Genomic DNA, 12,978 nt, shown 5'->3' with positions numbered 1-12,978 from the left:
GAAATCGGGCCGCGCTGGCGGCGCGGCCCGATTATCTGATGGAAGGACGGCGCCGGTGGCGCCCGTGATCAGCTCTTGAACAGAGACAGGATCGACTGCGAGGCGCTGTTGGCGATCGACAGCGCTTGAACGCCGAGCTGCTGCTGAACCTGCAGTGCCTGGAGCCGGGTCGATTCCTTGTTCATGTCGGCATCGACAAGCTGGCCGACGCCGCGGTCGATGGAGTCCATCAAACTCTGGGTGAAGGTCTTCTGCAGGTCAATGCTGCTCTTGGCGGAACCGAGGATGGTGGCGGAGTCGGTCAGCTGGGCCATGACGTTATCGATCCTGTTCACCATCTGCGTGATGATGTCGTCGGTAATGCCTGGTGCCGTGATATCGAGGTTGTAGGCGGAGATATTGTCGACCTTGGCGACCGCTCCCGCCGCCGTCTGGCCGGCGGTGTTCGCGGCGATGTCCGTTCCTCCGCCCGCGATCACGCCCGCATAGGCGTTGTCGTACAGGGTCTGGGCGGCGCCCGTGGAATAGATGGACGTCTGGCGATCGAGGGTTCCGTAATTCTTGACCTCGGCGGCGAGGCCGTAGTCGAAAAGCTTGGTGCTCTCGACATCGATATCGATCGTCCCGATCGAGATGGCGCCGGATGAGGAACGATTGAATGAGGACACGATCTGGGAGTCGGGCTGGACGCCGTCATTGGCGGCCGCAACCTGCTTTGAGGTCACCGCTAGGAAGTTCGAGCCTGAAAAGGTGGCCGCATCGGCGAACGACTTCATCTGCGCCTGAAGCGCTTTGATCTCGGTCTGCGTCTTTGCCTTGGCTGCGTCCGTCTGGCCGACGGTCGAAAGCAGCTTGGTCTTGATCTGGCCGATCGTTGTCAGCACATTGTTCATGCCGGTGTAGGCGGTGTCGACTTTCGAGGCGCCGAGGCCGAGTGCATCCTGCACCGTCGACAGGGCCTGGTTGTCGGAGCGCATCGTGGTGGCGATCGACCAGTAGGCCGCGTTGTCCGAAGCTTGCGAGACACGGTAGCCCGTCGATATGCGGGCCTGTGTCTGCTCGAGTGACTTGTTGGTGGCGCTGAGGCTTTGAAGCGCGGTTAACGCCGCGGCGTTGGTCATGATACTCGCCAAGAAAGTCGCTCCTTCTCAAAGGCCGGCATGCTCAGACATGCCGGATAGGCCTGCTTCAACCGTGGTATCGTGCCAGTAGGGCCGATTCGCCAACCGTTGTAAGCTATTGGTTAACCATAATTAGCGGGACATGGTTAACAGCCTGTTAAACGCGGCCTTTCGAGAGTTAACGACAGAGCGTTGCGCGCGGTCCGAGCAAACGAAATCGGGCCGCGCTTTTGGCGCGGCCCGATTTTAGTGCAAGTTGGCGGATGCGATTAGCCGCGGAAGAGCGACAGGATCGACTGCGACGAACCGTTGGCGATCGACAGCGCCTGGATGCCGAGCTGCTGCTGGACCTGCAGGGCCTGGAGGCGGGTCGATTCCTTGTTCATGTCGGCATCGACGAGCTGGCCGACACCGCGATCGATGGAGTCCATCAGGTTCGAGGTGAAGGTCTTCTGCAGGTCGATACTGCTCTTGGCGGCGCCGAGCGTGGTGGCGGCGTTGGTCATGGCCTTGAGCGCGGCATCGACGACGTTCATCTGCTGCGCGATCTGACTATCGCTGGCGGCCGTGCCACCCGAGAAGATAGTCAGCGAGGCAACCGAATAGGTGTCGGTAACCGCTGCGGCAGCGCCCAACGTCGGTGCCGAGGCCGTGGCAACAGCAGCGCCCGTGGTGCCGAGGCGGGCCGTGTCGAGAATACCCTTGGCGGTTGGTGCCGCGCCGGCATCGTACAGCTTGATGCTTTCCACATTGACATCGATCGTCGAGATCGAAGCCGCGCCGGTCGCGTCGCGGTTGAAGGCCGAAACAATCTTCACGTCGGCCGCGGTGCCTGTCGCAGTGGACACCGAAAGCATGTTGGTGCCGGAGAAGGTGGCGCCATCGGCGTAGGCCTTCAACTGGTTCTGAAGGGCGGCGATTTCGACCTGGGTCTTTTCTTTGGAGGCGTCCGTCTGGCCGTAGGACGCGACCAGCTTGGTCTTGATCTGGTTGATCGTATCGATCGCGCTACTCATGCCGGTATAGGCTGTGTCGACCTTAGAGGCGCCGAGGCCGAGAGCGTCCGAAACGGTGGACATTGCCTGGTTGTCGGAGCGCATCGTGGTGGCGATCGACCAGTAAGCGGCGTTGTCCGAAGCCTGCGAGACCTTGTAGCCGGTCGAGATGCGGGCCTGGGTGTCGGTGAGGGATTTGCTGGTGGCGTTGAGGCTCTGCAGGGCCGTCAATGCGGCGCTGTTCGTCATGATGCTGGACATGGTACTCGGACCTTGATTTTACAGGTATTTTTTACATACCGGCTCTACCGGTATGACGGTGCGGCATCATGCCCATGATCTCTCAAATCGATCACCCGCCATCTGCGAGCGAATATGCGGGCAAGTCCCTACCAAAGGGCTAAACCGGACGGTTAATCGAAAATATATTGCTGGGATTTCGAGCCGGCGCCGCAGGGTCAGTTGAAGGAGCGCACCAGGCTGCCGACAAGCAGGTTCCAGCCGTCGATCAGGACGAAGAACAGGATCTTGAACGGCAGCGACACCACTGTCGGCGGCAGCATCATCATGCCCATCGCCATGGTGATGGTGGCGACGATCAGGTCGATGACCAGGAATGGCAGCACGATCAGGAAGCCGATCTCGAAACCGCGCCGGATCTCCGAGATCATGAAGGCCGGCACCAGGATGCGCAGGTCGACGGTGTCACGCGAAACGGTTTGTCCGCGCTCGCGGGCAAGGTCGGCGAAGAGGTCGAAATCCTTGTCACGCACATTGTGCAGCATGAAGGTGCGGAACGGGTCTGAAATCTTGTCGAAGGCTTCGGTCTGGGTGATCTGGTTGTCCATCAGCGGCTTGACGCCGGTGTTCCAGGCCTGATCGAAGGTCGGCGCCATGACGTAGAACGTCATGAACAGCGATAGCGAAATCAGGATGAGGTTCGCCGGTGTCGACTGCAGGCCGATTCCGGCGCGCAGGATCGAGAAGGCGATGACGAAACGAGTGAAGCTGGTCACCATGATCAGCAGGCCTGGCGCCACCGACAGAACGGTCAGCAGGCCGAACATCTGGATGATGTAACCGACGGTGGTGCCGTCAGCCTTGCCGATGCCGCCGAGATCGAGTTGCTGGGCCGTCGCGATGGAGGTGGCGGCGGCGATCATGGCCGTGGCGAGAAGGAACTTTCTCATTCGAGCAGCAATGTCCTGATGAGTACCTGTTTGGCGTGACCCTGGCTGCGGATCGCGGCGCGTTCTTCGAGGTCGGCCTTCAGGTGCTGGTAGCCGCTGGCCCCCTCGATCTGATGCATCTTCAACGTGCGCACCAGGGCCAGAAGGTCCTGGTGGATGTCATCAGACATTGCCTGTGGCTGCGGCCCGTCATAGACGACGGACACCTCCATTCTGATCCAGGTATCGGCAGGCGAGGCGATGTTGGTGGTGATCGGCGCCAGCACGACCAGTGTCGGCCCCACCGCTGGCTGCTCGGCAGAAGCCGGCTGCTCCGTCTTGCCTTCATTCTCGGGCGCCGCCGGTACCGACGACGGTGCATCGACACCTTTGAGATAACCGCCGGACATCCACCCCATGCCGATGGCGGCCGCCGTCACAACCAGCAGCATGCCGGCCTGGATGGCAGGGGAGGGACCCTTGCGCTGTTGGACCTGTTCGATATTTGCCACGGCGCCCTGCTCCGATCCTAGAACGGAAGAACCTGGTCGAGAATCTGCTGGCCGTAGGCAGGCTGCTGGACCTCGGTGATGCGACCGCGTCCGCCGTAGGAGATGCGGGCCTCGGCGATACGTTCGTAGGGGATGGTGTTTTCGGCGCCGATATCGGCCGGCCGCACGATGCCGGCGAGCGTCAGCACCCTGAGCTCGGCGTTGACGCGCACTTCCTGCGATCCGGTGATCATCAGATTGCCGTTGGGCAGCACATCGGTGACGATCGCCGCGACATTGAGCTCAAGTGTCTCCGAGCGCTTGATCTCGCCGTCGGCAGTCGTGTCCGTGGTGGAGCTGAGAGCCCCAGCGCCCTTGCCGGCTGTGCTCCACTGGTCCCACTGCGCGCTGAGGTCGTAACCGAGCTTGCGATTGGCGGTGCGGCTCCTGTCGTTCTGGTTCTTGAAGTTGGCCCGATCGTTGATCTTGATCTTGACCGTCAGGATGTCGCCCTGGGACAGCGCCCGCGGGTCGGTGAACAGCCGGCTCTGGCGGTCGTCCCACAACGAGAATTTCTTGACTGGCGCGGGCGGCGTTTGCGGATAGCGATAGAGGGAGCCGGTACTGCCGCCATCGATGCCGGAGCCGACCGGGGACAGGGCCGGCTCCCTGCCGACCTCCTTGAGGTTGGTTCCGCAACCCGACAGCACGGTGACCACGCACAGGACAAGCATTTTCCGGATCATGACGGATCTACCCTTCGGGCTGCGCTGGCCATAATGCCGGTGAGCGTCGCCGCCGCCTTCTGGTCCATTTCGTTGAGGATGACGCTCGCCTTGCGTGTATCGAGCTTCATCAATATGGCCGCAGCCAGATCGGCGTTGACGATGGCCAGCCGCTCGGCGGCGGCGTCGGGCTTCATGCCGGCGTAGATCTGGACGACACCGTCCTCTGCCCGGGCCAGGAAAACCTCGCGTCGCTTCAGCCAGGTCTCGTATTCAGCTTTCTTTGCATCGAGCGCTTTCATGCGCTGGTCAATGCCGGCCTGGAGCTGCTTCAGTTCCTCCGCCTGCAGGACATAGCGGCGGTCGCGGGCGGCGTCGGCGATGTTTGAGCAGAAGCGCTCGATCTCGCTTTGGTCCGGCGCCTTTTCCCGCGTCAATTGCTGCGGCGCCGCTGCCACCGGTGCCCCCGGCAGGACCTGGCGGACCGTCTCCTCGCCGCGCGCAGTGTCGCCGGCAAAGGGCAGCGTCGCGAGAATAGCGGTCGCGAGCAGGATCGCGGCTTTGCGGTGTCTGCCGTCATGGCGTGGGAAGGAGCGCGTCATCGGCATCGCCTATTGCAGAACCAGGTCGGCCTGCAGAGCCCCGGCCGACTTGATGCCCTGCAGGATGGCGATGATGCCATCCGGCTTGACGCCGAGGCGGTTGAGGCCGGAAACGAGGGTCTGGAGATCGGGTCCGTCAAGCACGGCAACGCGGGCGTCGGGCCGGCTGGCGTCGATGGCGGTGAACGGTTCGACGGCGGTCTCGCCCTTGGAGAAGGGCTCGGGCTGGACGATGCGCGGCGCTTCGGTGATGCGCACGGTGAGCGTGCCGTGGCTGATGGCGACACGTGAGATCTTGACGTCATTGCCGATGACGATGGTGCCGGTGCGCTCGTCGATCACGACACGGGCCGGCGTGTCGGATTCGACCACCAGATTCTCGATTTCGGCATAGAAGCGCGCCGCCGAGACACCCTTCGGCCTTCTGATCTGCACGGTGCGAGAATCGCGCTCTGCCGCCACTCGCATGCCGAAGCGCTGGCCGGTGTAGTCGTTGATGGCGTCCGCGATGCGGATAGCGGTCGAGAAATCGGGATTGCGCAGTTGCAGCGTCAGGACCGCCTGATCGTCGAACTCGGCCTGGACAGCACGCTCGACGATGGCGCCGTTCGGCACGCGGCCGGAGGTCGGCACGCCTTGCGTCAGCTGCTCGGCCTGTCCCTGGGCGGTAAAGCCGGACACGATGACCGAGCCCTGGCCGACGGCATAGATCTCGCCGTCCGCCGCCTTCAGCGGGGTCATGATCAGCGTGCCGCCGGAAAGCGAGGTCGCGTCGCCCATCGAGGAGACGTCGATGTCGATGCGGGCGCCCGATTGCACGTAGGGCGGCATGTTGGCGGTGACGATGACGGCGGCGACATTCTTGGCGCGCGCACTGCCGCCTTCGGTGGCGATGCCGAGATTTTCGAGCATCGCGCGGATCGACTGTTCGGTGAATGGCGAGTTGCGCAGGCTGTCGCCCGATCCGGCAAGGCCGATGACCAGGCCGTAGCCGACGAGCTGATTGTCGCGCGAACTCTGCAACTGGGCGATGTCCTTGATGCGCGCGGCCACCTGGCCCGGCGGCAGCGAACTCGGCCCGGTCGAAACCCGGAACATGCGGCTGGTGGTGGCCGGATCATATTCGGGATCGTTGTAGACGCCGCCATTCTTGGCGGCGAGCTCGCGCTTGGCCTTCGACGTCAGGCCGTCGGCCAGCGCCGGCTGCAGGCCAAGCACGGCTGCCAGCATCAGGGTAAGCCCGCGCATCATGACGCGCTGACCTGGATGGTTCCGTCCGCCATCACCGTGCCGGACAGGATTTTGCCGCTGTCGATGTTGCGAACCTTGACGAGGTCGCCCGGGGCTCCCGGCTGCAGCGTCACGGCGGTGGCCGAGATCGTCAGCCCGCCGGCGATGAAGAAGATCTGCACGGAAGCACCCTGTTCGACCAGCCAGGCCTCGCGGATGGCGGTGGAAGGAATGTAGCGGCCGGGCAGCAGCGTGCGCTTGGCGACTTTGCCATCCAGTTCTTCGGCCCGCGTGGCGACCGCCTCCGGCTTGTGCTTGCCGACGACAAGGGTGACGTGTTTCAGGGCAGCCAGGTTGATGGTCTCGCCGGGATAGATTACCCGGCTCGGAATAAGCACCACCTCGCCGCCAGCTTGATTGCTGGCGATCCGGGTGGCCGATTGGTTGGCCGATTCCTGGGCAAAAGCCGGCATCGTGCCGGTCACCAGCGCAAGGACGAGCGCGGTGCGGCGGAATGCGGACAGGAGGCCGGGCGTCGACATCATGCGTTACCTGATGTTCTTGGAGACCACGGAGGCCATGTCGTCGGCGGCCTGAATGACCTTGGAGTTCATCTCATAAGCGCGCTGCGCCGAGATCAGTTCGGTGATTTCCTTGACCGGGTCGACGTTGGAGGCTTCGAGATAGCCCTGCTGGATGGTGGCAAAGCCGGGATCGCCAGGCACGCCGACATTCGCCGGCCCCGAAGCCGTGGTTTCCTGGAACAGATTGTCGCCGAGCGGCGCCAGGCCGGCCTCGTTGGCGAAGTTGGCGATCTGAAGCTGACCGAGGTTCTGCAGGTCGGTCTGGCCGTCGATGCGGGCGAAGACCTGGCCGGTCTTGTTGACGATGACCTCGACGGCATCCACGGGGACATTGATTGCCGGAATGACGGCAGCGCCGTCGACCGTCACGAGTTGGCCGGTGGCGTTGGTGTTGAGAGCTCCGGCGCGGCTGTAGAGCGTGCCGCCGTCGGCACCCTCGATCTGAAACCAGCCCCTGCCGGTCAGCGCCAGGTCGAAACTGTTGCCGGTGCTGGTCAGTTCGCCCTGGGTGTGCACGTTGCGCACGGCCGTCGTCTTGACGCCGAGGCCGATCGAGACGCCCTCCGGCACCAGCGAGGCGTTGGAGCGGTTGGGCACGCCTTGCGTGCGGTCGACCTGATAGAGCAGGTCGGAGAATTCGGCGCGGGCGCGCTTGTAGCCGGTGGTGTTGATGTTGGCGATGTTGTTGGCGATGACTTCCAGATTTGTCTGCTGGGCATTCATGCCGGTGGCGGCGATGGCGAGTGCTTTCATGGCGGAATTCCTCAGATGCCCATTCGACTGACTTCGAGATAGGCGGAAACCACCTTGTCGCGTATGGCGACGGCGGTCTGAAGCGCCTGCTGCGCGCTCATCACGGCGTCGACCACCTGACGGGTGTCGGCGTCGCCCTTGAGCGCCTGCAACGATACCTGCTCGGCATTCTGCAGCGTGTTCACGGTCTTGGAGGCTGCCTGGCTCAGCGCCTCGGCGAAGGAGGTGCCGATGGTGCCGCCGGCTGAGGGTGTCGCGCCGCCCTGGAGCAGGCTTGTGGCCGCGTCGTCGCCGCCGATCGACGGCTTGAACTGAAGCGCTCCGATACCGCTGATCATTACTGGTTCCTCATCAGGTCGATGGTCATGGAAATCAGGTCGCGGGCCTGCTTGACCACCTGAAGGTTGGCCTCGTAGGAGCGATTGGCCTCGGTCATGTCGGCCATTTCGATCAGCACGTTGACGTTGGGCATCTTGACGTAGCCCTTCTCGTCGGCGGCCTCGTTGCCGGGCTGGAACTCGACTGGAAAGTCACTGGGATCTCGATCGATCGAGTTCACTGCAACCGTTGAACTGCCGGAGGCCCGGTCAAGCTCAGAGACGAAGCTGATGGTCTTGCGGCGATAAGGATCGGAGCCGGGCGCGGTGCCGGTCGACTGGGCGTTGGCGAGGTTTTCGGAAACCACGCGCAGGCGCTCCGACTGGGCGCCGAGGCCGGATGCTGCGACTTTGAGGGCTGCGGTCAGTGCGTCCATGGTCAGCTCTTCACCGCCATCATCATCATCGTATGAAACGCCTTGACGATCGCTGTGTTGAGCTCGAAGGAGCGGCGCACCTCGCCGGCTTTCAGCAACTGGTCTTCCAGAACGACCGAGTTCTTGGACGGCATGACGACGCCGTCATTCTCCTGCGGCTTGATGGTGAAGCCGGCATTGGTCGCCGCATTGCCGAGATGGCCGGCCTGGGTCGCCTGCAGCGATACGGCGGCGCGGTCGAGCACCTTTTCGAATGGCTCGACGTCGTTTGCCGTATAACCTGGCGTGTTGGCATTGGCGATGTTGCCGGCGACTGCCGACTGGCGCACGGCCAGCCATTGCGCTTGCTTGGCGGCGAGGTCGAAAAGGGAAACGGGCTCCATGGGAATCTCCGAGCAGGTACCCAGAGACTAGGCCGCCAGTCTTGCGCGGGCCTTGCGGATGGCGGGAGCCGGAGATCGTTTATCTGGAGAGTTCGATCACCCGGTCGGCACTGGTGACCATGACCCATTTGCCGTTGCGCTGCTCGATGGAGGACACCTGACTGGAGTCAGGCAGTATCGAGCCGCGCTGGACGATCCAGAGGCCAGCGTCGTCCTGGATCATGGCACGGCCGTTAGCGACATGAACCATGCGGAATTTCGCCGCGTCGGCCGGAAACGGTTGCTCGTCGGGTGCGGCTGCGGGATTGACATCGTCCCGCACCGTCCCCGTGGCAAGAAGATCGAGATTGGCCGCGGGAATATCCTTTGCCGTCAGCGGCGCGCTGCGTTCCGCGACCACGCCGCCGCCCGCTCGCCCGGAATTGGAGCCGGTGCCGCCGAACTTCATCGCCTGGACGCCAAACTGGTCCTGGTTGAAGAAGATGTACCAGGGAAACAGGGCGCAGATCAGGCCGAGCGTGATGCCGAGCGCGGCTATGACGAAATCGCTGCGTCGGTCGGACTTCTTCTTCAGTCGGGGAAACGGTGCCTTTGGCGGCTGCGGCCATTCGGTGCGCGGGAACAGCCCGTCGATCAGCGAGTCGCGGCTGGCCTGCGTCATCTCGGCAGCCACCGCCTGGGGAGCCCGGGGCAGAGCGGGTTCGACGGGCCTGGCCAGATCAGGATCGGCTTTGCCAGCTCGTGGCAGGATTGGCTTGACGGCTCTGGCCAGAACGGCCTCGGCTTTGGCTGCGATGTCACGGGCGGCCTTTGCCTTGGCGGTTCTCGCTTCGTCAGCCTCGGCTTGCTCCACGGCGTTGGCCTCGGCGATCATGTCGCGCAGGATGCGCTCGGTATATTCGCGTTCAGTCTCCGGCATCGGCGTTCAGCTTGCTCTTGAGGTGGCGGGCGAGATCGGAGAACGGGTCGGTCGACGGGCGATCCTTCGGCGCTTGCGTCAGCGCCTCATAGATCAGCGGCACCTGGCGCACGGCGATGTCCAGTTCGGCATCGGCGCCCCCCTGATAGGCCCCAAGCAACCGGATATCGCGCGTGTCCTCGAAGCGCGAGATCATCGACTTCAGCCTTGTCACCAGCGCGCGCTGTTCTACGCTCCAGGCCTTTCCGGCCAACCGCGATATGGACGACAGCGGGTTGACGGGGGGATAGCGACCCTGTTCGGCGATCGTGCGATCGAGCACGACATGGCCGTCGAGGATGCCGCGCACGGAATCGGCGACCGGATCGTTGTGATCGTCGCCGTCGACCAGCACGGAAATGATGGCGGTGATGGATCCTTTGCCTTCCCCGCCCGGCCCGGCGCGTTCGAGCAGCTTGGGCAGTTCGGTGAACACCGAGGCCGGATAACCGCGCGCGACCGGCGGCTCGCCGGTCCCCGTCGCCACCTCACGCAGGGCGTGGGCGAAGCGGGTGATCGAATCCAGCACCAGCAAAACGCGATGCCCCTGGTCGCGGAAATGCTCGGCGACGCGCATGGCGGTGTCCGGCGCACGCCGGCGCATCATGGCGCTTTCGTCGCTGGTGGCGACGACGGCGACGGTCTTGGCCATGCTGTCGCCGATAGTATCCTCGAGGAATTCACGGACTTCTCGGCCGCGTTCGCCGATGAGCGCCACCACGACAGTATCGAATGCGTCGGCGCCGGCGAGCATGGCGAGCAGCGTCGACTTGCCGACGCCGGAGCCGGCAAAGATGCCGAGGCGCTGGCCGAAGCAGAGCGGCGTGAAGATGTCGATGACCTTGACGCCGGTCATGAAGGCAGTGCCGACGCGTTGCCGCGCCATGGCTCCCGGCGTCGTCTGGGCGCCGCGCGATGGGTCGTCTCCCCGGGCGAGCGGCGGGCCGCCATCGATCGTCCTGGTGAGTGCGTCGATGGTGCGGCCGCGCCACGAGGCATGCGGCGCCACCACGAGCGGACCTCGGCGGAAAACGGCATCACCGATGCCGGAATCGGCGCTGCGTTCGAAGGGTGCCACGACGGCCTCGTCGCGGCCGATCTTGACGATCTCGCCGCGCCGCGCACCGGCATCGCCGCGCTGCTCGACGATGTCGCCCAGCCTGGCGAAGCCGGAAAGGCCGTGCACCTTGTAGTGCGTGGGCGTGACTTCGATGACGCGGCCGCCGCGCTTGAGCAGCGCCTCGGCGTCGGCGAAACGCCGCCAGACCCGTTCCAGCGCGGCAAGCCGGTCTTCCGGCGCCGGCTGGAGTTGTCTTTCGAGTGCGCGCAGGGATGGCTGGTCGAGCGACATGGATTATTTCGAGCCGAGCGTCTTGATCGCCTCGTCGGTGGAGGAGTCGGTCTGCCGCATCAGGGCGGCGGTGTTCTCGAAGGCGCGCTGGACCATGATCAGCCTGGTGATCTCCAGCACCGGATTGACATTGGACTCTTCGAGAAAACCCTGGGCGACGCCGATATCCGAGCGATCGGTGACAGGCTCCGGGGTGCGTGCCGGAACGATGCCGGAATTGCCGTAGCGGACGAAGTTCGGGCCTGGGTCGAAATTGTAGAGACCGATCGAGCCGACAAGCTGATCGTTCTGGCGCAACGAACCATCGGCCCCGGCCTTGGGTGGGCCGTTGCGGGGATCAAGCTGGATCGGCGAGCCGCCGGCATCGAGCACCGGGTGGCCCTCGATCGACATCAACTCGCCGTTCTCGTTCATCGAAAAGCGGCCGTCGCGGGTCATGACGGTGCCGACCGGCGTCTCTATGGCAAACCAGGCATCGCCCTGGACGGCGAAATCGAAGGGATTTCCGGTCTCGCTCAAGGCACCATGGGCGCCGGAAAGGTAGGTCTTGCCCGGGGAGGCGAAGGATACCGATTTCTGCCCGGTGCCGGAGACGACGTCCTCGAACTTCACGCCGGTGGCGCGAAAGCCGATCGTCGAGGCATTGGCGACGTTGTCGGCGATGGTGTCGAGGCGCCGCTCGAGCGCGATCTGCGACGAAAGGGCGACGTACAGGCTATCCCGCATGATGGTCTCAGAACCTCAGTTTCTGCATGGCCATCATCAGGTCGGTGGAGATGCCGACTGTGAGTGGCTGGGCAAACAGCACGCTGACCGAGGTGACGGCCGATGAAGTCGGGTGGTTGATCTCGTACATGCTGGTGAAGCGGGTCAGGAACTTGCCGAGTTTCTCGGGGTCGGAGAAATCCGAGATGTCGAGTTTTTGCTCGAACAGCTGCGCCTGCTTGTCGACGTCGGCGGTGGCGAAGGAATCGGGCAGGCCGAGCACGGTGCGCACGACACTGGCAAGCGCGGTGTCGGCCAGCACGTCATACCAGCTGGTGATGGTTGGGGCCTTGCGATCGAAGTAAAGCGCCAGCCGCACACCCTGGTTAGCCTGACCGGCATCCTCTTCGAGGGTCTGGCGCATGTATTTGTCGACGGTCGGCTGCTGCGCCGGATTGATGGTGGTGGTGTTTTCGCCATAGGCCTCGAAGTTGAAGGCGGAGGCAAGCGCGGCATAGGTCTTGTCCGTCATCTTGTTGGCGACGCTGTCGGGATCGCGGACGCCGCCCTGCAGAACCCGCTTGATGAGATCCTTGTCCTCCGTCGCGGAATCGAGACCGAATGACGCCAGCGCGTATGTGTAGAGCCGGTTGTTCGACATCAGATCGTCGATCGACTTCACCTTGGTGATGTTGGCGAGATAGTATGTCGTCTCGCCCTTCACATAGGCCGAATTGGGATCGAGGCCGGCGATCTGGGCCTGGATGGCATAGTTCTTGGTCACCAACTGCTGTGTCTTGTTGTAGATGGTCGCATCGGCGCCGTTGGCGGCGAAGTTGAAGGCGCTGACGAATTCGGCGTAGCGCTTGTCGGTCAGCTTGTTGGCGAAGCTGTCGGGATCGGAGACGCCTTCCTTGAGTGCCTTGACCATGAAGGCCTTGGCGTAGTCCATGTCCTCCAGCCCGTAGGCCTTCATGGCATACTTGAACAAACGGTCGTTTTTGACGAAATCGTCGATCGATTTCACCTTGGTGATATTCGCGAGATAATATTTGGTGTCGCGATCAACCACGGGCTGCTGCTCGATCCTGTCGATCGATTTTGAAATGTCCTTGGTGATGAGCTGGTAGCTGGTAAAGGTATTGAGCAAAGACGTG

At 63.4% G+C, this 12,978-nt stretch carries 16 protein-coding genes; all 16 read right to left on the bottom strand.

The window, feature by feature from the left end; all coding sequences use genetic code 11:
• Nucleotides 1–68: 68 nt before the first annotated feature.
• The 16 genes from AC0L3E_RS06160 to AC0L3E_RS06085 all read right to left on the bottom strand — a co-directional run bounded on the left by AC0L3E_RS06160 (nt 69) and on the right by AC0L3E_RS06085 (nt 12,971).
• The gene (locus tag AC0L3E_RS06160) at nt 69–1,133 is read right to left on the bottom strand and encodes a flagellin N-terminal helical domain-containing protein (RefSeq protein ID WP_127270046.1); all 1,065 of its coding nucleotides are present in this window, start codon (nt 1,131–1,133) and stop codon (nt 69–71) included.
• Between the two features lie 257 nt (nt 1,134–1,390).
• Nucleotides 1,391–2,377, bottom strand: coding sequence for a flagellin N-terminal helical domain-containing protein (locus AC0L3E_RS06155; protein WP_127271439.1), 987 nt, complete (start codon nt 2,375–2,377; stop codon nt 1,391–1,393).
• 197 nt (nt 2,378–2,574) lie between these two features.
• The gene (gene fliP, locus AC0L3E_RS06150; RefSeq protein ID WP_127290412.1) at nt 2,575–3,306 is read right to left on the bottom strand and encodes a flagellar type III secretion system pore protein FliP; all 732 of its coding nucleotides are present in this window, start codon (nt 3,304–3,306) and stop codon (nt 2,575–2,577) included.
• On the bottom strand, nt 3,303–3,797 hold the full coding sequence (locus tag AC0L3E_RS06145) for a flagellar basal body-associated FliL family protein (RefSeq protein WP_473604458.1): 495 nt from the start codon (nt 3,795–3,797) through the stop codon (nt 3,303–3,305). The genes fliP and AC0L3E_RS06145 overlap by 4 nt, the downstream gene beginning before the upstream one ends.
• A gap of 17 nt (nt 3,798–3,814) precedes the next feature.
• Nucleotides 3,815–4,522, bottom strand: a complete 708-nt coding sequence (gene flgH, locus AC0L3E_RS06140) for a flagellar basal body L-ring protein FlgH (protein WP_473604457.1) — start codon at nt 4,520–4,522, stop codon at nt 3,815–3,817.
• Complete coding sequence (locus tag AC0L3E_RS06135) at nt 4,519–5,103, bottom strand: MotE family protein (protein ID WP_473604456.1); 585 nt, start codon at nt 5,101–5,103, stop codon at nt 4,519–4,521. Before AC0L3E_RS06135 ends, flgH begins: the two co-directional genes overlap by 4 nt.
• A 9-nt stretch (nt 5,104–5,112) precedes the next feature.
• The gene (locus tag AC0L3E_RS06130) at nt 5,113–6,354 is read right to left on the bottom strand and encodes a flagellar basal body P-ring protein FlgI (protein WP_128363173.1); all 1,242 of its coding nucleotides are present in this window, start codon (nt 6,352–6,354) and stop codon (nt 5,113–5,115) included.
• On the bottom strand, nt 6,351–6,878 hold the full coding sequence (gene flgA, locus AC0L3E_RS06125) for a flagellar basal body P-ring formation chaperone FlgA (protein ID WP_473604455.1): 528 nt from the start codon (nt 6,876–6,878) through the stop codon (nt 6,351–6,353). Before flgA ends, AC0L3E_RS06130 begins: the two co-directional genes overlap by 4 nt.
• Before the next feature lie 3 nt (nt 6,879–6,881).
• Entirely contained in the window at nt 6,882–7,670 is a 789-nt protein-coding gene (flgG, locus tag AC0L3E_RS06120; RefSeq protein ID WP_013529795.1) for a flagellar basal-body rod protein FlgG, read from the bottom strand.
• An 11-nt stretch (nt 7,671–7,681) separates the two neighbouring features.
• Nucleotides 7,682–8,008 (bottom strand): flagellar hook-basal body complex protein FliE, encoded by a 327-nt coding sequence (fliE, locus tag AC0L3E_RS06115; RefSeq protein ID WP_127397190.1) that lies wholly within the window; start codon nt 8,006–8,008, stop codon nt 7,682–7,684.
• The gene (gene flgC / locus AC0L3E_RS06110; RefSeq protein ID WP_013529797.1) at nt 8,008–8,424 is read right to left on the bottom strand and encodes a flagellar basal body rod protein FlgC; all 417 of its coding nucleotides are present in this window, start codon (nt 8,422–8,424) and stop codon (nt 8,008–8,010) included. The genes fliE and flgC overlap by 1 nt, the downstream gene beginning before the upstream one ends.
• A gap of 2 nt (nt 8,425–8,426) precedes the next feature.
• Nucleotides 8,427–8,807, bottom strand: a complete 381-nt coding sequence (flgB, locus tag AC0L3E_RS06105; RefSeq protein WP_027038255.1) for a flagellar basal body rod protein FlgB — start codon at nt 8,805–8,807, stop codon at nt 8,427–8,429.
• 79 nt (nt 8,808–8,886) lie between these two features.
• On the bottom strand, nt 8,887–9,726 hold the full coding sequence (locus tag AC0L3E_RS06100; protein ID WP_473604454.1) for a hypothetical protein: 840 nt from the start codon (nt 9,724–9,726) through the stop codon (nt 8,887–8,889).
• Nucleotides 9,713–11,116 carry a flagellar protein export ATPase FliI gene (fliI, locus tag AC0L3E_RS06095; RefSeq protein WP_473604452.1) on the bottom strand — a complete coding sequence of 468 codons (1,404 nt, stop codon included), beginning with the start codon at nt 11,114–11,116 and terminating at the stop codon, nt 9,713–9,715. The genes AC0L3E_RS06100 and fliI overlap by 14 nt, the downstream gene beginning before the upstream one ends.
• A gap of 3 nt (nt 11,117–11,119) precedes the next feature.
• Nucleotides 11,120–11,842, bottom strand: coding sequence for a flagellar basal-body rod protein FlgF (gene flgF, locus AC0L3E_RS06090; RefSeq protein WP_127380744.1), 723 nt, complete (start codon nt 11,840–11,842; stop codon nt 11,120–11,122).
• Nucleotides 11,843–11,849: 7 nt separating this feature from the next.
• A complete protein-coding gene (locus AC0L3E_RS06085) occupies nt 11,850–12,971 on the bottom strand; it encodes a DUF1217 domain-containing protein (protein ID WP_127320967.1) in 1,122 nt (373 codons plus the stop codon).
• Nucleotides 12,972–12,978 lie beyond the last annotated feature (7 nt).

The sequence above is a fragment of the Mesorhizobium sp. WSM4822 genome, from assembly GCF_055811155.1.
This window is presented reverse-complemented; position numbering and strand designations above follow the sequence as displayed.

Coding starts and splice junctions, on each gene's coding strand:
- flgB (WP_027038255.1), bottom strand. CDS start 8,807: ATGGAGCCCGTTTCCCTTTTCGACCTCGCCGCCAAGCAAGCGCAATGG.
- fliE (WP_127397190.1), bottom strand. CDS start 8,008: ATGATCAGCGGTATCGGAGCGCTTCAGTTCAAGCCGTCGATCGGCGGC.
- flgA (WP_473604455.1), bottom strand. CDS start 6,878: ATGATGTCGACGCCCGGCCTCCTGTCCGCATTCCGCCGCACCGCGCTC.
- flgC (WP_013529797.1), bottom strand. CDS start 8,424: ATGGACGCACTGACCGCAGCCCTCAAAGTCGCAGCATCCGGCCTCGGC.
- flgF (WP_127380744.1), bottom strand. CDS start 11,842: ATGCGGGATAGCCTGTACGTCGCCCTTTCGTCGCAGATCGCGCTCGAG.
- flgH (WP_473604457.1), bottom strand. CDS start 4,522: ATGATCCGGAAAATGCTTGTCCTGTGCGTGGTCACCGTGCTGTCGGGT.
- AC0L3E_RS06155 (WP_127271439.1), bottom strand. CDS start 2,377: ATGTCCAGCATCATGACGAACAGCGCCGCATTGACGGCCCTGCAGAGC.
- fliP (WP_127290412.1), bottom strand. CDS start 3,306: ATGAGAAAGTTCCTTCTCGCCACGGCCATGATCGCCGCCGCCACCTCC.
- AC0L3E_RS06100 (WP_473604454.1), bottom strand. CDS start 9,726: ATGCCGGAGACTGAACGCGAATATACCGAGCGCATCCTGCGCGACATG.
- flgG (WP_013529795.1), bottom strand. CDS start 7,670: ATGAAAGCACTCGCCATCGCCGCCACCGGCATGAATGCCCAGCAGACA.
- AC0L3E_RS06130 (WP_128363173.1), bottom strand. CDS start 6,354: ATGATGCGCGGGCTTACCCTGATGCTGGCAGCCGTGCTTGGCCTGCAG.
- AC0L3E_RS06135 (WP_473604456.1), bottom strand. CDS start 5,103: ATGACGCGCTCCTTCCCACGCCATGACGGCAGACACCGCAAAGCCGCG.
- fliI (WP_473604452.1), bottom strand. CDS start 11,116: ATGTCGCTCGACCAGCCATCCCTGCGCGCACTCGAAAGACAACTCCAG.